General features: G+C 50.8%; 18 protein-coding genes. 4 read left to right on the top strand and 14 right to left on the bottom strand.

Going from position 1 to position 21371, the window contains the following annotated elements; genetic code table 11:
• Positions 1 to 84: 84 nt before the first annotated feature.
• The gene (locus E1189_RS19045) at positions 85 to 1152 is read right to left on the bottom strand and encodes an FAD-binding oxidoreductase (RefSeq protein WP_155162480.1); all 1068 of its coding nucleotides are present in this window, start codon (positions 1150 to 1152) and stop codon (positions 85 to 87) included.
• 116 nt (positions 1153 to 1268) lie between these two features.
• On the bottom strand, positions 1269 to 2924 hold the full coding sequence (hcp, locus tag E1189_RS19040; RefSeq protein ID WP_155162478.1) for a hydroxylamine reductase: 1656 nt from the start codon (positions 2922 to 2924) through the stop codon (positions 1269 to 1271).
• A 201-nt stretch (positions 2925 to 3125) separates the two neighbouring features.
• Between hcp and E1189_RS19035 the strand changes: the two genes are divergently transcribed.
• On the top strand, positions 3126 to 3566 hold the full coding sequence (locus tag E1189_RS19035; RefSeq protein ID WP_155162476.1) for an Rrf2 family transcriptional regulator: 441 nt from the start codon (positions 3126 to 3128) through the stop codon (positions 3564 to 3566).
• On the opposite strand, the gene E1189_RS19030 is transcribed toward E1189_RS19035, so the two are convergent.
• From E1189_RS19030 to E1189_RS19000, 7 genes are all read right to left on the bottom strand, one after another.
• A complete protein-coding gene (locus E1189_RS19030; protein ID WP_329602121.1) occupies positions 3563 to 4570 on the bottom strand; it encodes a substrate-binding domain-containing protein in 1008 nt (335 codons plus the stop codon). The two genes, E1189_RS19035 and E1189_RS19030, sit on opposite strands and share 4 nt — an antisense overlap.
• 67 nt (positions 4571 to 4637) lie before the next feature.
• The gene (locus tag E1189_RS19025) at positions 4638 to 6074 is read right to left on the bottom strand and encodes a sucrose-6-phosphate hydrolase (protein WP_155162474.1); all 1437 of its coding nucleotides are present in this window, start codon (positions 6072 to 6074) and stop codon (positions 4638 to 4640) included.
• Positions 6071 to 7459 carry a sucrose-specific PTS transporter subunit IIBC gene (locus tag E1189_RS19020; protein WP_155162472.1) on the bottom strand — a complete coding sequence of 463 codons (1389 nt, stop codon included), beginning with the start codon at positions 7457 to 7459 and terminating at the stop codon, positions 6071 to 6073. The genes E1189_RS19025 and E1189_RS19020 overlap by 4 nt, the downstream gene beginning before the upstream one ends.
• Positions 7460 to 7498: 39 nt before the next feature.
• Positions 7499 to 8437: a PfkB family carbohydrate kinase gene (locus E1189_RS19015; protein ID WP_329602120.1), complete on the bottom strand. Its 939-nt coding sequence runs from the start codon at positions 8435 to 8437 to the stop codon at positions 7499 to 7501.
• 262 nt (positions 8438 to 8699) lie between these two features.
• Positions 8700 to 9533 carry a thymidylate synthase gene (locus E1189_RS19010; protein ID WP_155162519.1) on the bottom strand — a complete coding sequence of 278 codons (834 nt, stop codon included), beginning with the start codon at positions 9531 to 9533 and terminating at the stop codon, positions 8700 to 8702.
• 5 nt (positions 9534 to 9538) lie between these two features.
• A complete protein-coding gene (gene lgt, locus E1189_RS19005; RefSeq protein WP_408014772.1) occupies positions 9539 to 10441 on the bottom strand; it encodes a prolipoprotein diacylglyceryl transferase in 903 nt (300 codons plus the stop codon).
• 9 nt (positions 10442 to 10450) lie between these two features.
• Positions 10451 to 11245 (bottom strand): sulfite exporter TauE/SafE family protein, encoded by a 795-nt coding sequence (locus E1189_RS19000; protein ID WP_329602119.1) that lies wholly within the window; start codon positions 11243 to 11245, stop codon positions 10451 to 10453.
• Between the two features lie 104 nt (positions 11246 to 11349).
• Between E1189_RS19000 and E1189_RS18995 the strand changes: the two genes are divergently transcribed.
• Positions 11350 to 12165 (top strand): NRDE family protein, encoded by an 816-nt coding sequence (locus E1189_RS18995; RefSeq protein ID WP_155162470.1) that lies wholly within the window; start codon positions 11350 to 11352, stop codon positions 12163 to 12165.
• Here the strand turns inward: E1189_RS18995 and E1189_RS18990 are convergent.
• The 4 genes from E1189_RS18990 to rppH all read right to left on the bottom strand — a co-directional run bounded on the left by E1189_RS18990 (position 12140) and on the right by rppH (position 18556).
• Positions 12140 to 13795: a GMC family oxidoreductase gene (locus E1189_RS18990; protein WP_230460530.1), complete on the bottom strand. Its 1656-nt coding sequence runs from the start codon at positions 13793 to 13795 to the stop codon at positions 12140 to 12142. The genes E1189_RS18995 and E1189_RS18990 overlap by 26 nt on opposite strands.
• Positions 13796 to 13936: 141 nt before the next feature.
• Positions 13937 to 15574: a hypothetical protein gene (locus E1189_RS18985; protein ID WP_155162466.1), complete on the bottom strand. Its 1638-nt coding sequence runs from the start codon at positions 15572 to 15574 to the stop codon at positions 13937 to 13939.
• A 160-nt stretch (positions 15575 to 15734) separates the two neighbouring features.
• Positions 15735 to 18005: a phosphoenolpyruvate--protein phosphotransferase gene (gene ptsP / locus E1189_RS18980; RefSeq protein ID WP_155162464.1), complete on the bottom strand. Its 2271-nt coding sequence runs from the start codon at positions 18003 to 18005 to the stop codon at positions 15735 to 15737.
• 59 nt (positions 18006 to 18064) lie between these two features.
• Positions 18065 to 18556, bottom strand: coding sequence for an RNA pyrophosphohydrolase (gene rppH, locus E1189_RS18975; RefSeq protein WP_329602118.1), 492 nt, complete (start codon positions 18554 to 18556; stop codon positions 18065 to 18067).
• A gap of 242 nt (positions 18557 to 18798) precedes the next feature.
• Between rppH and E1189_RS18970 the strand changes: the two genes are divergently transcribed.
• Entirely contained in the window at positions 18799 to 19455 is a 657-nt protein-coding gene (locus E1189_RS18970; protein WP_329602117.1) for a histidinol-phosphatase, read from the top strand.
• Between the two features lie 269 nt (positions 19456 to 19724).
• Positions 19725 to 20726: a hypothetical protein gene (locus E1189_RS18965; protein WP_155162459.1), complete on the top strand. Its 1002-nt coding sequence runs from the start codon at positions 19725 to 19727 to the stop codon at positions 20724 to 20726.
• A gap of 17 nt (positions 20727 to 20743) precedes the next feature.
• On the opposite strand, the gene E1189_RS18960 is transcribed toward E1189_RS18965, so the two are convergent.
• Positions 20744 to 21313, bottom strand: coding sequence for an HD domain-containing protein (locus tag E1189_RS18960; protein ID WP_155162457.1), 570 nt, complete (start codon positions 21311 to 21313; stop codon positions 20744 to 20746).
• Positions 21314 to 21371: the final 58 nt, after the last annotated feature.

Here is a 21371-nt window from a genome sequence, read left to right as displayed (position 1 = left end):
AATTTTAATTGGTTCCATAAAAAACGGCCTGCCTGACAAAACAGTCAGGCAGGCCGTCATGGCCGTGCTTTTGAGAAGAAGTGCTTAGATATTCACACTCAAATCCGACTTAGCACGGCAGCTGCAGGAAAGAACATAGCCTTGCTCGATTTCCTCAGGCGTTAAAGTCATCTGGCTGGAGCTGTCCACTTCACCATCGAGAATCTGAACCTTGCAGGCGCCACACACACCCGCACGGCACGCCGCGATAACAGGAGCCCCCTGCCCCTGCAGGACATCCACCAGCAACTCACTGGGGTCAACAGTCACGGCCGCGCCTGTTTTTTCCAGTTTCACTTCAAAACCTTCGGCAACCTCAGCATCTGTTGCCCCTTCCGTACGCTCTTCAATCTCCTTGATCGTATCAGCGTTGAAAAACTCCTGATGGAACTGGTCCATATTAAAACCAGCGCTTTCCACCATCTCACGGACAGCGTTGATATAACCGGGAGAACCACAGATAAACAGATCACGGGAATGCAGATCAGGCACAAGCTGTTGCAGCATTTCCTGATTCAACAGGCCATCACGATCATCCAGAACCGTGCTGAGATTGAAATTGTCATGCTGCGCATCCAGCAGTTCCAGCTCACGGCGGAAAACCACACCGGATTCAGATGCCGCGCAATGCAGAAAACGAATATCCGCATCAGCACAGGTATCCAGCAACCAGCGGGACATAGACATCACGGGTGTAATACCACTGCTGGCACTGATGAAGAGAACCTTTTTGGCCGGAATATCAACAATGTTGAATACACCGTCCGGGCCGGTCGCCTGAATACGGGAACCGGGCTTCAGATTTTCAAACAGCCAGTTGGACATCTTGCCCCCTTCCACACGCTGAATCGTCAGGTTCAGGGTGTAAGGACGGGAAGGCGTGGAGCTCATGGAGTAAGAACGGTAAACCTTCTCTCCATCAATCTCCTGAATCAGGGTAATGAACTGACCGGGCTTGAACTGAAAACGGGTTTTCTGCTCGGTTTGAAACACAAAGGTAGAGATATCCGCAGTTTCCCGAATCACCTGCTGGCAAATCAGTTCAACACTACCTTTTTCCCACACAGGAGCCTGTGCCCAATTCAGGGCTTCATTGTTAGATTCGGAATTCAAAACGGAAACTCAAAATTAACTCAAATATTATTAAGCGAGGCTCAACTGTCTATTTCAAAGGCCATGGATGGCCTTCGAAATAGACAGCTGAGCCTCGCGTTATTCACCGACCTGGATCAGGCAGCGGTACCCAGAATAGCGCCCAGGTCCTGCTCTACAGTAGAGGTCAGTTTCAGGTCGAACTTATCAACCAGAACACCCAGCAGGTTGTCGGTCAGGAACGCAGGAGCAGTAGGACCAACGTGGATGTTTTTGATACCCAGAGACAGCAGGGTCAGCAGAACAACAATGGCCTTCTGCTCGAACCAGGACAGAATCAGGGACAGAGGCAGATCGTTCACACCGCATTCAAAGGCTTCAGCCAGAGCCAGGGCCAGTTGAATAGCAGAGTAAGAATCGTTGCACTGACCAACGTCAAGCAGACGTGGGATACCGTTGATGTCACCGAAGTCCAGCTTGTTGAACTTGAACTTGCCACAAGCCAGAGTCAGGATCACGGAATCCTGAGGGACAGACTGTGCGAAATCCTTGAAGTAGGAACGTTCAGCCTTGTCACCATCACAACCACCGATCAGGAAGAAGTGCTTGATGTCACCAGCCTTAACGGCGTCGATCACAGCAGGAGCAGCTTCCATCAGGGCGTTGCGAGCAAAGCCGGTCAGGATGTTGTGAGGAATCTCTTCGTATTCAAATCCAGGCATGTCCAGAGCTTTTTCGATAACAGCAGAGAAGTCTTCACCTTCAATGTGCTGAACACCAGGCCAGCCAACGATGTTACGGGTGTAGATACGATCAGCGTAGGAACCCACGTTTGGATCGATGATGCAGTTAGACGTCATCACGATGGGGCCAGGGAAGTCAGCGAATTCACGCTGCTGGTTCTGCCATGCGGAACCGTAGTTACCAACCAGGTGCTTGTACTTCTTCAGCTCTGGATAACCGTGAGCTGGCAGCATTTCACCGTTGGTGTAAATGTTGATGCCCTTGCCTTCAGTCTGCTTCAGGAGCTCTTCCAGATCGATCAGGTCGTGACCGGAAACCAGGATGCACTTACCTTTAACAGGCTTCACGTTCACCTGAGTAGGCTGAGGGTGACCGAACGCTTCGGTTTCGCCCTTATCCAGCATGGCCATAACTTTGTAGTTCATCTGACCGATAGCCATTGCGCATTCCAGCAGAGCACCAACGTCTGCAGGGTCAGTAGCCAGCCAGGCCATGTGCTTGTGGAATTCTGCGTAGATTTCGTTGTCTTGCTGGTGCAGCACACGGGCGTGCTCCATGTAAGCAGCAGCCCCTTTCAGACCATACAGGCACAGCAGGCGCAGACCAACGATGTCTTCACCTACTTCTTCCTTGCCACGGTTAGGCAGAGTTTCAGGAGCCTGCAGCAGCATACCAGCCATATCTTCGGCCAGTTCAAAGTTAGCGGCTGGAGAAGCGTCCAGCAGGTTAGCGCCTTTTTCTGCGCAAGCCGTCTTCAGCAGATCGCGGGCAGTGTTGGCTTCGCGAATCAGCGCAACGATGCGATCGTTGTCAAAGTTCACGTTCGTCAGGGTCGCGAAGAACGCACGAGGTACAAATCCGTCAACATCAGCGTTCACAACACCGAACTCGCGAGCGCGTTCTGCGTACCAGGATACGCCTTGCAGCATGTAGATCAGCACGTCCTGTAAGTCAGAAGTCTCGGACGTTTTGCCACACATACCCTGGGCATAGGAGCAACCATTACCGGCAGGAGTTCGAATTGTTTGTTCACACTGAATGCAGAACATTAATAAAACCTCATCAGGACTTTTTAGCGACTTTGCTCGGCGCCTGTGCTTTTGAGCCAGACACTCAAAGATTCATTTCTTTTGCATCTTTAGGATTACATTAAATTTATGTTTTCCGAATACGTAAAAGCCCCCACTGGCTGTCCAAACCTGAATTCCTTAAGATTCATTTGACATGAATCAAATAACCTAATATCAGCCATGCAACTTACACGTTACACCGACTATGCTCTTCGCACGCTTCTACAGGCAGCTTTAATGCCAGAAGGTGAACGTCTGTCTGTTGCACAGATCACCGCAACGTACGACATCTCTCGCAGCCATGTTATGAAGATTGTGCAACGCCTTGGGCAACTTGGTTATCTGCGCAATGTTCGCGGAAAAGGGGGTGGCATTGAACTGGGAAAAGCACCCGAAGAGATCAATATCAGCGCAGTGGTCATAGATATGGAGTCCAATCTGCAGATAGTTGAGTGTAACTCTCCTTATTGCCGCCTGCAGCCCGCCTGTAAACTCAAGCAGGTGCTGACTGAAGCCATAAATGCGTTTATCACAGTTCTGGAAAGCTACACGCTGGCAGACTTGGTTGAAAACAAAGATGAGCTGCTACAGCTGCTGACTCTGGATGAGATTGCAGCTTAAGGGCTGCGCCAGTGTACACGAGCAGGCAGGGCTAACTCAGGAGCATCCAGGGATTGTCCGTCCAGCAATGTTCGGATCATCTGGAAGCTGTGGGCTGCCAGCGATTCACAATCCTGACTGATCGAATCAACTGCTACCGGGATGTAATCCAGCAGCTCATGATCATCAAATGACCCAAGACGCATACCTGAATCCATAGCACTGTGTTCTTTTAAATAACGCAGAACTCCCTGCAGAAGAGAGAACGAAGCACAGAAGAGCCCCTTGGGTAGACGCCCTAACTGGTCACACAGCTGTTTCATCAGGGTATAGCCGGAGTCAGGCTGGAAATCCCAATGGCAAATCAGCAACTCCTGAACAGGAAGACCTGCACGGGTCAGACCATCCCGATAACCTTGTAAGCGATGGCGGCTGGGTGATAACTCCAGAAGACCACCAATATAGGCTAATTCATCACAGTCCTGCGCCATTTTCTTAACCAAATCAGCTGTCGCCTTTCTTGCATCAGTAATCACACTGGGAATTCTGGAACCGGCAATATGTCTGTCTAACTGTACGACAGGGCACTGACGGACTATCTGCTGATAGAACGTGTCGTCGGTTAAGGCACTGGCTGTAATCAATCCATCTATCTGCCGATCTAACAGCGACCTCACAACAGTTTGTTCCTTCTCGGGATTATCATCACTGCTGGCAATCAGCAGTTGATAACCCGCATCCCGACACAAAGGTTCCAACACCCGTGCGATTGCTGCAAAACCATAGTTGGTTGGATCAGGAATAATTAACCCAAGAGAGTGGGAGCGATTAGAGCGAAGAGCACGGGCCAGTTGACTGGGTTTAAAACTATACTTTTCTGCCGTATCAAGAACCTTACGACGGGTTTCTTCTGCAATTCTGTATTCATCCGCTCGCCCGTTCAGGACAAAACTCGCTGTTGTATTAGATACACCAGCGAGTCGGGCAAGCTCAGCAATGGTCATTCGTTTTCGGGGGCCAGGCACTTCAAACTCCTTTCAAGAACGGGATTCTACCAAGCACGTATTGGAAGCGATAGCTCCCCATGAATCACTACCCTCGCTCTTGAAAGAGCCATGAAGGGCGCATAGACCAAACCTGTAAATAACCGGGAATGTCAGAAAGGTATTTGCAAACCTGATGGTTTTTTTCAGGAAAGAATCGGCTGCTCATAACAATAGAACCGTCGTTTATAAAAATTTCAAGCGTTGAGCTGTCATGAAACAGACGAATATCGTTCACTGATTTGCAGGCATGCCTGCGGTGCTCCCACTGCCCGGTTCGCCAGTTTAAACGTGATAAAGAGATAAACTCCCCATCCCAGGCAAGCTCTGCTGCTTCCCGAAAGTGCAGGGCAAAGGGCGCTTTTACAGAATTTATAAGTAACTCACAGGCCTCAGGAACGGTGAACGTCTCACTGGTAAGACTATCTATCACAAGCTCCTGCCGCAGATTCATCAACTCTCTGGCAGGCCGCTGCTTCAGGCGGTTGCCATCTGCAATCAATTCACGGGGAATGCTCATGCAGTGAATCCAGCCGTGCTCGATTGTGGGATGACTGCTCTCATTTTCATCTGGCAAGCCAAGCCAGCCGTATATCAGGCGGCGACCGGAGGCATCTTCTGTGGTTTGAGGAGCGTAGAAATCAAAACCCGCATCCAGCTCGGTAAATTCACCATGGCTGTACGTCCCGCTTTGGTAATCCAGCTGACCGCTGAAATAACCACATTGAAACAGGTTCTGGTATTTATCACCTTCCGGTTCCAAACCCTGAGGGCAAACCAGAAGGAAGTCTTTGCCGCCAAGGAGGAACAGATCAGGACATTCCCACATGTAACCAAAATCGCCCAGTGAACCAGTCTGGCTGCCAGCCATTTCCCCGACAAGGTGCCAGTCAAAAGCATCCCTTGAGCGGTAAAGCAGAACCTTACCCTGCATTTGCCTGTCCTGAGCAGCCAGCACCATATACCAGCAGCCATCACTGTGCTGCCAGACTTTGGGGTCTCGTACATGACCGGTGTAGCCTTTCGGCAGGCCAAGCACCGGGCCTTTTTTCAGCACTTCGTCGTCTGTCACTTCCGCCACACACTGCCAGGCTGTCCGACCACCGTCGGAGAACTTCACGTTGCCGGTATAGAAAAGAAGCAAAGCCCCCTCTCGTTCTATCGCTGATCCTGAGTAGCAGCCGTGGCTCTCATAATCCTCAGATGGGACTAATGCAACGGAGTGCTCTTGCCAGTCACACAGATTCTCGGAGCTGACATGTCCCCAGAACTTGGGTCCATGGCCACAGGCAAAGGGATTCCACTGATAAAACAGGTGGTAGCGACCCTGATAATGAATAAACCCGTTCGGGTCATTCAGCAGGCCAACCGACGGGCTTAAATGAAAAACGGGTCGCCATGGCTGGCAACCCGCGTGGTGTTCCTGATTCAGAACATCAGCCAGCTGTTTGCGCAGCTGGCCTTCTTTAGTAGAAACAGTACTCATGCAGTTGCAGGCTTTCCGTTAATCGCTTCGCTGGGAAGAGTCAGGCTAGAGACTACAAAAGCACCGCCAAAGGCAATCAACATGCCGATGATGTAGTGAATCATGGATTCTGGAGCCACAATGGCGGTACCAGGCAGACCGGTCAGACCAACAGCGGTCATACCAACGTGGGCTGCTACAACGTAAGCACCACCCAGTGCACCGCCGATGAGAGCAGCCACAAAAGGCTTACCAAAGCGCAGGTTAATACCAAAAATTGCCGCTTCGGTAATACCCAGCATGCAGGATACACCGGCAGGAATTGCCACCGCTTTCACTTTGGCATCACGGGTTTTCAGTGCCACCGCAAAGCAGGCTCCACCCTGAGCAATATTGGCCATTGACCAGATAGGCAACAGGAAGTTAATGCCAATTTCCGGGTTCGCCAGCAAGCCAGCCTCAATAGCGTGGAAGCTGTGGTGGACACCGGTAATCACGATCATGGAGTAGGAACCACCAAACAAGGCACCGGCTACAAATCCGGCATGGGTGTATACAACGTCCAGCAGCCAGGAGATACCATCACCCAGCGCGCGCCCTGCAGGGCCGATAATCAACAGTGCCATAAAACCGGTGACAATCACGGTTACGAATGGTGTGATAATCAAATCAAGGGAGTTTGGTACTTTTTTGTGCAGCCACTTCTCAACCGTACTCATAAACCAGACAGTCAGCATCACAGGGAACACTGTGCCCTGATAGCCAATCATGGCCACATCAATGCCGAAGAAGTTCATGGTGTCGTAACCGCCAGCGACACCCCAGGCGTTGGTCAGTGCCGGATGGGTAAGAATGCCACCGATAACAGCGCCCAGATAAGGGTTACCACCAAATTCCCGGGCCGCAGTAAAACCAATCAGCACGGGAAGAATAATGAAAGCTGCGGAGCTGAACATATCCAGCATGACAACCAGCGCACTGGATGAATCAACCCAGCCATAGGTTTTCATCATGCCCAGCAAACCCATTAACAGGCCTGCGGACACAATGGCGGGAATAATGGGAACAAAAATATTCGACAGTGTACGGGCAAGGCGCTGAACAGGGTTCAGTTTTTCTGTCGCCTTATTGGTCAGTTCGCTTTTACTGACCTGATCCAGACCAGTGGCCTCCAGAAATTCGGCATGCACCTTATTTACAAGGCCCGTGCCAAAGATGATCTGCATCTGTCCGGCGTTGGCAAAACAGCCTTTTACACCTTCAACCGCTTCAATCTTTTCCTTGCTGGCCTTGGCATCATCAACCAGTACCAAACGCAGGCGTGTTGCACAGTGGGCAGCACTGGCGATATTGGCTTTCCCCCCTAAAGCAGGGATAAGGTCTTGAGCTACTTGTTTTATATCCATCACAATTCCTGTTTATTCCTGTTTCGTCACCTGAGTGACTCAGAGGGTTCGAGATGCTGCCAGCGCATCCAGCTGACTTTGAGTGGGTAAAGCCTGCATGGCACCCTTGGTTTGGGTGACCAGCATTCCGCACAGGCAGGCACGGCGAAGAATCTCTTCAACATCGCTATATTCGGGCCATGAGTCGTATTGAGAGAGGCCCGCCAGCATACCGCCGACAAATCCATCACCCGCACCTGTGGTATCCACAACACTGGCTTTGAGAGAGGGAACAGTGCTGCTCTGTCCCTGATAATTGAACAGTGCACCTTCAGCACCAAGGGTCACAACTATCAGGGAAGCCTCGGTTATATCTTTGAGCCTGGTCAGGCCAGCCTGGGTATCGGCTGTCTGTGTCAGCCATGCCAGTTCTTCAAGGGAGACCTTAACAACATCTGCCATGGCAACAGCGTTACGAACAACATCGAACATTTCCTCAGGGTTAGCCCAGACGTCGCTACGCAGGTTCGGGTCGAAAGAAATCCGACCTCCGGCGCGTTTCACCTGTTCCATGGCTGTCAGGGTTGCAGAGCGCACAGGTTCATTGGCCAGAGCAATAGAGCACACGTGGAGCCAGTCTCCCTCACAGAACTCTGGCAAATCATCAGTCGTAAGAAACTGATCAGCACTGGGGCGTACCATAAATGTGAAGGTACGCTCACCTTCATCATCCAGATCTACAAGCACCAAGCCACTTCGCTGATCGGCTTTGGCTACCATAGAGGACGTATCCACACCTTCTTTCATCAAGGTGCTCTTCAGAAACCGACCAATAGGGTCTTGACCTACAGCCCCGATAAAGCCAGTGGCTACACCAAGCCTGGCAACAGCTACAGCCACATTGGCCGGAGCACCTCCCGGGCATTTCATCAGACGATTATTGTCGTCTGGAAGAAGATCGACGACCGCATCACCAAGCGACCAAACTTTACCAGCCACTCACCACTCCTAAGCTAAATCTTATGTGCGCACACATTAGCTAAAACCTTTTAGTCGAACAATAAAGCACAGCTAAAAGGTTTCAGCCGATTGACACAGATCAATTTTTAAACATTGACGTCTATCCCACCAATGGGACGATAGCTCTGGTTAGAGCCTGTTGAAAATATTCTGGAAAAGCTGAAAGGAAAATGTGTGGAAATTATGACAAGGGGAGCCTTGAGAGCTTATAAGCCAACGGCCTATAAGCTCTCAAGAAAGGTTAGACCGCCACAGGTGCTTTGATATGAGAGTGCGCCTGATAGCCCACCAGTTCAAAATCATCAAAGGTGAAGTCAAACAGATTCTTGATAGCAGGGTTCAGCTTCATCTCCGGTAGAGGCAGTGGCTCACGGGAGAGCTGCTCGCTCACCTGCTCCATATGGTTGGAGTACAGATGAGCATCACCAAACGTATGTACAAAATCGCCTAACTCCAGATCACACACTTGGGCAATCATCATGGTCAGTAGTGCATAGCTGGCAATGTTGAACGGGACACCAAGGAAGATATCCGCACTGCGCTGGTAAAGCTGACAGGAGAGCTTGCCGTTCAGTACATAGAACTGGAACAGGCAGTGGCAAGGCGGCAGCGCCTGACGATTCTGTTCCGCGTTTTCTTTCGGGCTGAACTTTACGTCAGGAAGAACCGTTGGGTTCCAGGCAGACACAACAAGACGACGGGAGTCCGGGTTGGTTTTAATCTCGTTAATCAGATCGGTAATCTGATCAACCACCTCGCCATTCGGACCTTCCCAGCTGCGCCATTGTCTGCCATACACCGGGCCGAGTTCGCCGTCTTCCGTGGCCCACTCATCCCAGATAGAAACTCCGTTCTCCTTCAGATAGCTGATGTTGGTTTCCCCCTTCAGAAACCACAGCAACTCGTGAATGATAGAGCGAAGATGGCACTTCTTGGTGGTTACCAGAGGAAAACCCTTAGCCAGATCGAAACGCATCTGGTAGCCAAACACACTGTAAGTGCCCGTGCCGGTGCGATCATCCTTGTAAACGCCCTGCTCTTTCACATGGCGCATCAAATCCAGATACTGTTTCATGATGTCTATCCCTTTTTCCCACTCTTTCTCACAGGCTTTCCAGTCGCTGCTTTCTTTCCTGCTGTATTTTGGGGTGAGCGCGCCTGCAGCCATTCCTTATCGTCCAGGTTCATACCCTCAACCAATGCGTAACGTCTGTAAGCGTAAACAATAACCCCGATGCCAAGCAGTACCATGGGCGCGCTGAGCAGTTGTCCCATAGTCAGCCAGTCCCAGGCCAGATAGCCCAGCTGAGCGTCAGGCTGGCGGAAAAATTCGGCAACAATACGTCCGCAGCCGTACAGCACCAGGAACAGACCAGACACGGCCATTCTCGGACGAGGCTTGGAGGAGAAAACCCACAGTATTGTGAAGATCACAATACCTTCAATAAAGAACTGATACAGCTGCGATGGATGACGGGTAATCTGCAGCGGGTCGTTAGGGAACACCATAGCCCAGGGCACATCACTGGCACGGCCCCAGAGCTCGCCACCAATAAAGTTACCGATACGCCCTGCACCCAGCCCAAAAGGAACCAGCGGCGCAATAAAATCTGTCGTTTGGAAGAAAGTCTTCCCAACCTTGCGGCAATACAGGTACATCGCCACAAACACCCCCAGCATACCACCATGGAAGGACATGCCTCCCTGATCTATGCGGAACAGCCAGAGCGGGTCTTGCAGAAAGTAATCGAAGTTATAGAAGAGTACATAGCCAAACCGGCCACCCAGAACAACACCAACAGCGCCATAAAAAATCAGGTCCGAAAGATGATCCTCATTCCACAATCCACCGGACTTTTTGCAACGCTGTTTTCCAAGAAGCCAGGCACCGGCAAAGGCCAGCAGGTACATCAGGCCATACCAGTGTACTTTTAAGGGCCCTAGCTCCAGGGCTATGGGATTTATATCGGGGTACTGAATCACACGCTTCCCTTAACTTCCTAAAATAAATTTCAGCCCAACGGCAAACAGCAGGCACGCAAATAAACGACGAAGCACAACCGCCGGAAGGCGATGGGCCAGCCTGGCTCCCACACGGGCAAAAGGAACACTCATCAAAACTATACCGGCAAAAGCAGGCCAGTAAACCAAACCGCTACTTAACTCCGGTAAGCCTTCAATTTTATCGCCCAGAACGATATTGGCTATCGCTCCCATAATGGCAATGGGGACACCACAGGCTGCAGATGTTCCCACCGCCCACTTCATCCCCATGCCAAAGCGGGTAAGGAATGGCACAGTTAAAGAGCCGCCACCGATACCAAATATGGCCGATACCAAACCAATGAGTGTACCACCGGAGAACATCAACGGGGGAGCAGGAAGCGCACCCTGATTGCCACTCTCTCCCTTTTTGCTCAGGAATATGCGCAGGCCAATAACAATAGCACCAATACCAATCACCATTTGCAGAGCAGCACTGCTCAGTTGAATAGCCACTGTCACCCCCAGCCACGCCCCGACCATAATGCCCGGTGCCAGAAGTTTTACCCCCGGCCAGAACACATTGCCATTTTTGTGGTGGGTAAATGTTGAGCTGAGAGATGTGGGAATAATCGTCGCCAGAGAGGTGCCCACAGCCAGATGAGTTATATATTCGGGAGACAGGCCAAGTAGTGTAAATGCAAAGATCAGCGCAGGAACAATAATCAATCCCCCGCCCACGCCAAATAGCCCGGCCAGCGTACCTGCGGCCGCACCGGTGACCAGATAACCTAAAAATTCCACATTAAGATTCCATTATTCGAAAAAGAAACCTGCCAGATGCACCTGAGTCCTTTGTCGTGTAGTGTACGTAAATAACAATACATCCAGGGAAGCAAGGTCGAGCCATGTGCCTGATTGCTCTGCATTGGGATCCTGACAGCGATCACCCGCTCATCATGTTGTCAAACCGGGACGAATTCTATCAGCGCCCGACCCAGAAGGCTCATTTCTGGGTCAATCATCCGGACATTTTTGGCGGGCTGGATTTGCGTGCCGGTGGTACTTGGCTCGCGGCCAGCCAGACAGGTCGCCTGGCTGCTATTACAAACTTTCGGGAGTTGGATACCAGCGGAGAGCGTTCACGGGGGGAGCTAACCAGTGGTTTCCTTACCTCAAACCTACCGGCACAGGATTTTTTGAAGCAGATTCACACACGCCATGGGCTGTATGCCGGCTTCAATCTGGTGCTGGCGGATAACAGCGGGCTCTGGTACTACTCCAATCGGGAAAATATCATCCGTCAGCTGGAACCTGGGCTTTATGGTTTAAGCAACGGGCTTCTCAATACGCCATGGCCAAAAGTAAGGCGTCTGAAAAAACATTTGAAACAGGCGATCGCCAACGGAGAAGTTAACCCCAAGCACCTTGTGAGCCTGCTGCACGATGAGCATCGTCCGCCGGATGATCAGATTCCCGATACCGGTGTTGATCCGGTTTGGGAACGCATGCTGTCTCCCTGTTTTATTCACTCACCCGCCTACGGCACACGTAACAGCGTGGCACTGATTCTGGATCGTTTTGGCAACTTTGGCTGGCATGAACAGCAATATGATGCGGAAGGAGAAGCAGGGCCGATGCGCCATGAAGCACTGACCCTGCCTGAAGAGTGGTTGACTCTGGCTACACCGACTTCAGCTACGCCATCTCAGCAGGCTCCGTGAACAAATCGGTTTGAACGACTTCAGGGGCTTCAGCATCCGCAAGAATCATATCCGAAGCCTTCTCTCCGATAGCGATGGCTGGAGCGTTGGTATTGCCGCCAATAAGCTCCGGCAAAATGGAAATATCCACAACCCGCAGATTCTCCATACCATGTACCCGAAGGCGGTAGTCCACAACCGCCTCTTCTCCTTCACCCATTTTGCAGGTGCAGGCCGGATGATATATATGGCCGCCTTTTTCCCGAATAAACTCCACCAGCTCCTCATCACTTTGCCGATGAGTGCCTGGAAACACCTCTTCGCCATTATGCTCTGCAAAAGCGGGGGCAGCGAAAATCTCCCGTACCATTCGTACACCCTTTACCATAGTGGCGATATCATCAGGGTGGGACATCATATTGAATTGAATTTTGGGAGGATCTTTCGGGTCTGCACTTCGCAGAGTTAACTCGCCACGGCTTTTCGGACGCAGCAGGTTGATATGCACGGAGTATCCCCAGCCCATCATCAGGCGATAGTCCCGACCATGATCATCAAACAGGGCGGGAATACACTGCAGTTGCAGGTCGGGCTTATCCAGAGATGGATCAGATTTCATAAATCCACCAGCTTCCACCGGCGGCATACTGAGAAGCCCTGTGCGGTCGCGCCAATATTTCCACAGCTCGCCAGCCTGCATAACCAGCCGCAGCGGATTTAGAGAGATGCTGTCGTGCTTCTTTCGCCGCTGAACAATAACTGTATCCGCATGTTCCTGCAGATTCTTACCCACTCCCGGCAGTTTATGGGTGAGAGGGATGTTATGTTTCTCCAGCTCAGCCGGATCCCCAATACCAGAGAGCATCAACAATTGGGGGCTTTGTACAGCACCTGCGCTGAGTACAACTTCTTTTTTGGCTGTAACCGTTTGCATCTGCCCAGCATGCTCATAAGCTACGCCTGCAGCCCGCTTGCCGTCCAGAAGAATACGTGTGGCATAAGCCTGAGATATCACAGTGAGATTCTTACGATCTTCTATGGGGAAAAGATACCCCCGAGCAGCACTGCAACGCTCACCACCTTGCATAGTAAGCTGATACCAGCCCATGCCATTCTGCTCAGCCCCATTGAAATCGTTATTGTAAGAATGGCCTGCTTCTAAAGACGCCAGTATAAATCGCTCGGCCAGTGGATGACGATAAGGAGCATCACACACATTCACCGGGCCACCGATACCGTGAAACTCACTGGTACCCCGTTCCTGGTTCATACTGCGTTTGAAGTAGGGAAGCAGATCATCAAAGGTCCACTCAGAATTACCTGGCGGAGTCCAGTTATCATAATCGGTTTTATGACCGCGAATATAGAGCATGGCGTTGATAGCGCTGCTACCACCCAGGGCTTTGCCTCTCGGGCAATAGTGAGAACGGTTATTCTGGGAAGGTTCCAGTTCGCCCTGAAACTGCCAGTTATACAGGCTGCTGTTCATCAGACCGATAATGCCAAAGGGCATAGAGATAAGAGGGGAAGACTTGCCTTCGCGTCCAGCTTCCAGCAGGCAAACACTGTATTCACCACTAGCCGAGAGCCTGTTAGCTAATACACACCCCGCCGAACCACCACCGATAATGACAAAATCAAATGCGGACATAATCATGTTCTTAGTTTTTATTATTTGCTTACGATCTTATCCAGAGCCTTTGGCAAAGTCATTCTCAATTCATCAAAAGGGAAAATATAGACTGAACTGGATACAAATATCGTTGCTAACGAACAGATAGCGAACAACGCATTAAGGATAAGCGACAGTTTCAACTCCACCACCCATACTCACTTGCCTGTTCACGTCAAAAAGCTGAGGATCACACACCTCTGGCCTCAGTAGTGAAGGATTATGGAGAGTGTATCCCATGATAAACAGGCTTTGGTTGATTAGAGCTTTTAAACCCGTCCGCCCTACCTCACTTCGGAGTGAGGCTATGTCATTCACGATATGTTTCATCAGAGAGTGATGACTGAAACGGGCCAGACAAAGAGCGACTTCACAGGAACTGATGCCTTTACTTTCAAATGTCTGTCCAGGTGGGCATGCTCCACAAAACCAGTCTTTATTCAGCAGCAGTTTTATGTCTTCGAACACTTCTTGTGCAACGTGTCTCTCTGCGATTATGCCCAGCTCGACAGGAGCCTCATAACTGTCACACCTGCGCAGTTGCCATGAAAAGTCTTCCAGACAAGTCTGTACATCCGGGCTCGCCAGAAGTGTCATAAGTTTTTCCTGATGTTCAGTACCAGCTTTCAGAGAAAGAATTTGCACACGCTCCTGTGCCTGGCTCATCAACATACCCGGCAACTGCTCTTGCCATTGGGGCCAGCAGCAGCGAATCAACTCCCCTGATACATTAATATTGCTCCGTTCCCCGACATCAACATCCAGAGCTGTAACGGTAAACGCATCGGGTAACGCCTTGAGTTTTTCAAACTGCCCGGATTCATTGCGAGGTAAACTGTCTGCTCCTCCTCTTTCATCATTGCAGTCATTTGCCAGCCAATGATACAGAGATAACATGGAATGACTGGGAGGCTTGAGGTATTCAGGTTTCAGGGGGTCATACCCCATAACCTCGGCCCCTTTTTCAACAATAGATTCAGGGTCACAGCCCCCCGCACTCGCCCCTACCAACAAGATACGGCTGCGCCCTAAAGGCTGACACCCTGCATCATCCGGCCTTACATGGGTGTGATACAGCCAGCCATTCAGTAACCGTCCACCAATCAAGGCGCTGCCATGCTCTGGCTCAATAGCCGGTTTATTCTGTTCCAGATAGTCGAGTAGCTCCGGTGTGGGATAGCGTTTGGAGAGATAAATCACCATGGAGACAGGAAACCAGCAAAATTGAGCAGGTGCTGCAACCTTACTCGTTCCCACAACATCGTCGAAGCGTTTATCCGCCAGCAATGCCGCTGCAAACTCCATACAGGTTTCCCAGTTTTGAGCATTAGCCTTAATATCCAGAACGGATTCGATAAACCGTTCCTCCCCTCTGCCACGGGAAAAATGATAAAATCCGGTTTTCGCCATACGACAAAACACACCACAAACTTCGAGAGGGTGGCCCCCATTCTCTCCCTGATGGGTTATCTCCAGCCCTCTATCGTTCTCCAGACGCCGGATAAGTGGCTCGGCCTTTACAGAACTAATAGGCTGTGTATCAACATCACCAACCTGCAGTGATAAAAGTTGCCGTACCAACTCCCCTGGCGCATCGATCACCAATGGGTCATTCTCCAGCTGACAGTTTCGAGCAAACGCCACCATTGTATGAAAGGCATGACTGGAGCCTGGCTGAAGCTTCTCACTCCCCACAGCGTCTGTTTTCCTGCCCGCAAAAACAGATTCCGCACAATCTTTATGGGATAAAATTTTCAAAGATTTCCCCAATGTAAAGGGGAGCCCGTCAACCGTAGAGTACGCCACACCAGATACCTGAAAGGAAACAATAGAATTGGTGTAGACAAAATCCTTTGACGTTTGACGGAAAGAATGTGTGAATTGTCAGCGCTAATAACAGCTTGATCAGGCGATATTCTTAATTCAGCACACCACCCAGCACCTTATCCAACCCACGGTGACGAAGAGAAAGTTCCACAGCGCTGCGAATGACCCGAGGGTTATCCATACTCAGCACTTCATCCAGCAGCTCTTTTGCCTGCTCCAGTGGCATATTACGCAACGCCCATTTTACCCGTGGCAGGTTTGTGGCGTTCATAGAGAGAACATCAAAACCCATAGCCATCAGCAACACTGCAGCTGCAGGATCACCGGCCATCTCACCACAGATGGAGACCGGCTTACCTTCTTCGTGGGCATCGGATACCACCTTTTTCAGAGCATGAAGCACCGCAGGATGAAAGCTGTGATATAAGTCGGCAACTCTAGGGTTGTTGCGGTCTACTGCGAGGATATACTGGGTCAGATCGTTACTGCCAATAGAAAGGAAATCGACCCGACGGGCGAAGTCCGCCACCTGATACACTGCCGCAGGCACTTCAATCATTACCCCAACTGGCGGCAGTTGGATTTCCAGCCCTTCACCCAGCACCTCATGGTAAGCCCGGTGAATCAGATATAATGCTTCCTCCACTTCCGGCACACCAGACACCATCGGCAACATAATGCGAAGATTATCCAGCCCAACGCTGGCTTTCAGCATGGCACGTACTTGTACCAGAAAGATTTCCGGGTGATCCAGTGTCACACGGATGCCACGCCAGCCAAGGAAGGGGTTTTCTTCCTTAATGGGGAAATAGCTCAGGGATTTGTCGCCACCAATATCGAGGGTACGAATCGTCACCGGACGCGGGTGGAAAATCTGCAGCTGCTTCTGGTAAATTTTTTCCTGCTCTTTTTCACTGGGGAACCGTTCCCGAATCATAAACGGCACTTCCGTACGGTACAGCCCTACCCCTTCTGCCCCCTGATCCAGTGAACGAACCGTATCACTCATCAAGCCAGTGTTCACCCACAGAGGTAAACGATAATGGTCAGGAGTTATACAGGGCTCGTCCTTCAGGGATTCCAGCCCTTCCACAAAGGCTAATTCTTCATCTACAAGATTACGGTACTGGCTAAGAAGCTCCACAGAGGGTGAGGCATAAACCCGTCCCAGATTACCATCCACAATCACGTCTCGATTTCCCATGCGTTCCCAGGGTAAATCTACAGCCCCCATGATTGTGGGAACCCCCATGGCCCGTGCGAGAATAGCCACATGGGAGTTACCGGAACCCTGCACAGACACCAGCCCCACCAGTTTATCCCGGGGAATTTCTCCCAGCATGGCCGGAGTGAGCTCCTCACTGATGACTATGGCTTTTTCCGGCCAGGCCACTTCACCTTTTTGCTGTTGCTGAAGAACAGACAGTACTCGGCGGCCAAGATCTTTGATATCCACTGCTCGCTCTCGCAAGTACGGATCTTCCATCAACTCAAAGTGGCGCACATGCTCTTCAATCACCTGCTTTAGAGCACCCTGTGCCCACTGGCCTTTCTGAATCACAGCATCCACTTCCGCACCGAGAGCATTGTCATCCAGCATGCGGAGATAGACGTCAAAGAGCGCCTGTTCTTCGGCTGGCACCTGATCGGAGAGTTTGTCCGCCGTCGCTTTCATCTGCTCGCGAACGCTGGCTAACGCCTGAAAGAAGATATGACTTTCCGAATCTGTATTTTCAGTGTCTTTATCGGGCACAGCCCCCAGATCGGCAGGAGGGGCCAGTACCACTGCATTTCCGATTGCAATACCGGGGGAGCCAGCAACACCGGTAAAGCGGGATTGTTTGGGGCGCTCATTTTCAGAGTTCGGTAACTGCAGGGAGCCCGTGGCTTCTGCATGGGCAATCACACCGGCCAGCTGTGCCGACATAGTGACTAGAAACGATTCTTCACTTTCATCGAAACGGCGCTGAGCATTTTGTTGAACAACCAGCACACCCAGCAGATTACGGTGGTGAATAATGGGAACACCGAGGAAGGAGCGATAACGCTCCTCCCCGGTTTCTTTGAGGTAACGGAACTTGGGATGCGAAGCAGCATCCTCCAGGTTGATCGGCTCTTCCCGAAGGCCCACCTGCCCCACCAGGCCTTCGGAACGGGACAAGGTGACCCGGCCGACCGCCGAGCGGTTCAGACCTTCAGAAGCCATTAAGGTATAGCGACTGGTTTCTTCATCATAGAGGTAAACGGAACACACTTCTGTGCACATCGCCATGCGTACGCTGCGAACAATCACATCCAGTGCTGCCTGCAAATCTCTGGCAGCGCCAACCTCCTGGACGATTCTTCGCAATGTACTCAGCATGCTTCCGTTTCCCCCTTTCGTGCTGTCTGGTTCAATAGCCGACAGTTTTCAAGCTGAACCTACGACTTATCGCCTAACATCTGCAACAGCCGTGGTGCCAGTTCTTTCATGGCCCGGCGGTACACATCCCGTTTGAATGTCACCACCTGTCCAACCGGATACCAGTAACTTACCCATCGCCAGCCATCAAACTCCGGCGTCTCCGAAAGATTCACCCGTACACGATCATCACTACTCACCAGCTCCAGCAAAAACCACTTCTGTTTCTGGCCAATACACAATGGCCGACTGTCCCTGCGAACAAGCCGTCGTGGAAGCCTGTAGCGCAACCAGCCCCGAGTGCAGGCAAGAATCCTGATATCCCTCGGTTCCAGTCCCACTTCTTCATAAAGCTCCCGGTACATGGCGTCTTCCGGTGATTCATCACCGTTTATACCACCCTGGGGAAACTGCCACGCATCTTGTCCGATTCGTTTAGCCCACAACACCTGTCCGCACCTGTTGGTGAGGATGATGCCGACGTTGGGCCGGAATCCATCAGAGTCAATCACGTGGTTATCCTGGCAAAGTCTATTACCTGCATTGTTCCACAAGGGTGAGGCTTCGGCAAACCACTAATCATAATTCGGCATTATCTTTGCAGAGCAATTTTGTCGTGTGCTTTGCAACATGCCCGAACATTGTGATGGTATGACCGAATAAATATAGACAGAAATATACCGGTGACTCGCTGACAGGCAGTCAGGTGCTGGTTATGATTGCCGTCACTCTATAAACAAAAGAGAGGCCCACGGTGACTGTAGCCATCTTTGACCTGGATCACACGCTCCTTGATACTGACAGTGATCATGCCTGGGGAGAATTTCTCGTTCAGAAAAAAGTGGTTGATTCAGCCACCTTTCAAAAGGCTAACGACTACTTTTATAAACAGTATCATCAGGGTGAATTGAACCTCGAAGAGTATCTGGCATTTTGTTTGCGGCCGCTGGCAGACAATGAGCCAGAGTTTCTGTACAAGCTAAGATCGGAGTTTGTCGAAACAATCGCTCGCCCACTGATCAAACCCGGCGTATCAGCTCTTCTGGAAAAACACTGCAATCAGGGGCACGCATTACTGGTGATTACAGCCACTAATCAGTTTGTGGTTGACCCGATCATTGATGCCATCGGTATTCAGGATCGCCTCGCTATAGAAGTTGAAATGGTAGACGGACGCTACACTGGCAAACACATTGGCATTCCCTCATTCAAAGAAGGCAAAATCACCCGTTTTAAAGAATGGCTGAAAGAGAATCCTGGCCACAATATAGATGAATGCTGGTTTTACAGTGACTCAATGAATGACCTTCCTTTGCTGGAGCACGTTGGTCACCCAGTGGCTGTTGACCCTGACGAAAAGCTCAAAGCTATTGCCGAAGAGCGTAACTGGCCGGTTATTTCCCTCAAATAAGTCAGTACCCAGACCATTGCTTTCGCATAGTCAGGATAAGTACCCGGACCATTGCTTTCGTATAATGGTGGCGAGTGAATTTTTTCGCTCTTCAAGGAACAACGTCGGGAGCGTAGCCCGCAACGTGACCAGAGTTGTGACGCAGCAAGGGCGGAAAAAGACGCCGTCAGACTATGCGAAAGCAATGGTCCGGGTACTTATTTAGGCCCAACTCTGGAAGACCTTTCACTGACTAAGCTAAAAGCAGTAAAGGACTTTCAGAGAACCCCATGCCAAAACCTACCTCCTCACAAATTGCCGGCACAGAAATTCACACTTTCAAGCGGAAGGATCCTTTTCATCCAAAGGGTACTGTCGAAAATGAGTCTGGAGAAAAGGGGGTAACTACCCGGGGAGTCACTGTCACCACCTGTGCAGCGGATATGGAAACCCTGCAAAAAGGGTTGCAATTTGTCAGCCTCGTCAATCATAAACCACTCCATCAGCGTGAAGTGGTCTCCCTGAAACGTGTCTTCAGTTTTTTCAACAAATTGACACAGTGGCTGAGAAACAAGTTCCAGTCTCGCCAGAGAGAGTCCTTTCGCTCCCTGCAAGCGGCAGGGCGCCCTTTCCTCCCTGCCAGACGCTCAAAAAACCCAAAAACATCCTTGGCGAATGTTGACCGTTTTATAGCTGCAACCGATTGTTCAAAGCGTATAAAAAGCCTGATGACACAGGTGGAAAAGCTGGAGAAGGAATACAACATTCTGGGCAGGGAGGGTGATTTGATTATAAGGAAATTATTACTCCCTGAATCCACAGAGTATGGGACCAGTCTGCAGACAGTAAAAACTGCACTAACCAGGCATGGAATAAATCTTCATGCACATCTGGCTTCACCCGACGCCCAAACCGGGCTGGCCGAAATCAAACTCACCCTGAGTGATGAGCAACTGCACGCGATGAAGGACACCCACTTTTTTCATGCTTACCAGCTTTTTCTGATCATCAATGGCCTGCAACAAGCCACGAGTATTCGCAGAGGAGAGTTATCAATAGAGGAGGGCAAGGAAGCCAGAGAAGAGGAAAAAGCTCTGCAAGCTTTTTCCCAGACACTGATGGAAATGGTTAACCTGACCACAGGTTTATGTCATGCCACCATGAAAGCAGAAATGCCGAAGCTGTATAAAGATGATTTTTACACAGCCCTCAGCCTGCAGGATGAAAGGGGACGTTCTCATTTCCGATCCGATAGCGTCCAGCCCCGAGGGGGCTGGAAAGATCTGATTTAATAAGGGGTAAGCAAAAATTACGCAACAGCTTCCTGACGGCTCAGAACCCGGTAGAGAAGATCTTCTACCTGGTGGAGATTGTCGGAACGCTTTCCTGTTTCCTTGGCCAGTTCATCATAACGGCGCAGCATAAGCACCTCCTCCAAATCGCTGCGACTGCTGAAGTCTGACACCTCCTGCATAGACATTCGGCCACCCTGCCAGCGCAGGGTTTCCTTACTCGCGTCAGAGAGCTGCTCTTCATAACCCTCTTCAATAGCGCAGAGATAACGCTTCGCTTGAACATGGCTGCCTACCAGCATGGCAACCCGTTCTGAAAAACCAAGCCCCAAAAGGTAATCTGCCCCCAGCTGATCATGGGCCATAGAACCGTAATCTCCCATAGGAATGACACCATCCACTTCCAGCAAATGACCGATGTCATGCAGAAAAACAGCAGCAACCAGCTCCTCGTCACAGCCATCCGTAACAGCCAGCTCCGCCCCCTGCAGGGCATGCTCGAGCTGGGTAATGTCTTCACAATACTGCTCGGTTCCATACTGGCGATAAAGGTTCAGTATATTGGCAACCGCTTTCTTTATTTTCATGCCTGCTATCCAGCCAGAATCTGGCCGCCTTCCTCTGTGACAAGCGTTTATCGGTTTA

Origin of the sequence: Parendozoicomonas verongulae (assembly GCF_009711465.1) — a bacterium.
Taxonomy (GTDB): domain Bacteria; phylum Pseudomonadota; class Gammaproteobacteria; order Pseudomonadales; family Endozoicomonadaceae; genus Sansalvadorimonas; species Sansalvadorimonas verongulae.
The sequence above is the reverse complement of the archived record's forward strand: the minus strand, read 5'-3'. Positions and strand labels throughout refer to the sequence as shown.

Coding starts and splice junctions, on each gene's coding strand:
- hcp (WP_155162478.1), bottom strand. CDS start 2,924: ATGTTCTGCATTCAGTGTGAACAAACAATTCGAACTCCTGCCGGTAAT.
- E1189_RS19035 (WP_155162476.1), top strand. CDS start 3,126: ATGCAACTTACACGTTACACCGACTATGCTCTTCGCACGCTTCTACAG.
- E1189_RS19025 (WP_155162474.1), bottom strand. CDS start 6,074: ATGAGTACTGTTTCTACTAAAGAAGGCCAGCTGCGCAAACAGCTGGCT.
- E1189_RS19020 (WP_155162472.1), bottom strand. CDS start 7,459: ATGGATATAAAACAAGTAGCTCAAGACCTTATCCCTGCTTTAGGGGGG.
- E1189_RS19010 (WP_155162519.1), bottom strand. CDS start 9,533: ATGAAACAGTATCTGGATTTGATGCGCCATGTGAAAGAGCAGGGCGTT.
- E1189_RS18995 (WP_155162470.1), top strand. CDS start 11,350: ATGTGCCTGATTGCTCTGCATTGGGATCCTGACAGCGATCACCCGCTC.
- E1189_RS18990 (WP_230460530.1), bottom strand. CDS start 13,795: ATGTCCGCATTTGATTTTGTCATTATCGGTGGTGGTTCGGCGGGGTGT.
- ptsP (WP_155162464.1), bottom strand. CDS start 18,005: ATGCTGAGTACATTGCGAAGAATCGTCCAGGAGGTTGGCGCTGCCAGA.
- E1189_RS18965 (WP_155162459.1), top strand. CDS start 19,725: ATGCCAAAACCTACCTCCTCACAAATTGCCGGCACAGAAATTCACACT.
- E1189_RS18960 (WP_155162457.1), bottom strand. CDS start 21,313: ATGAAAATAAAGAAAGCGGTTGCCAATATACTGAACCTTTATCGCCAG.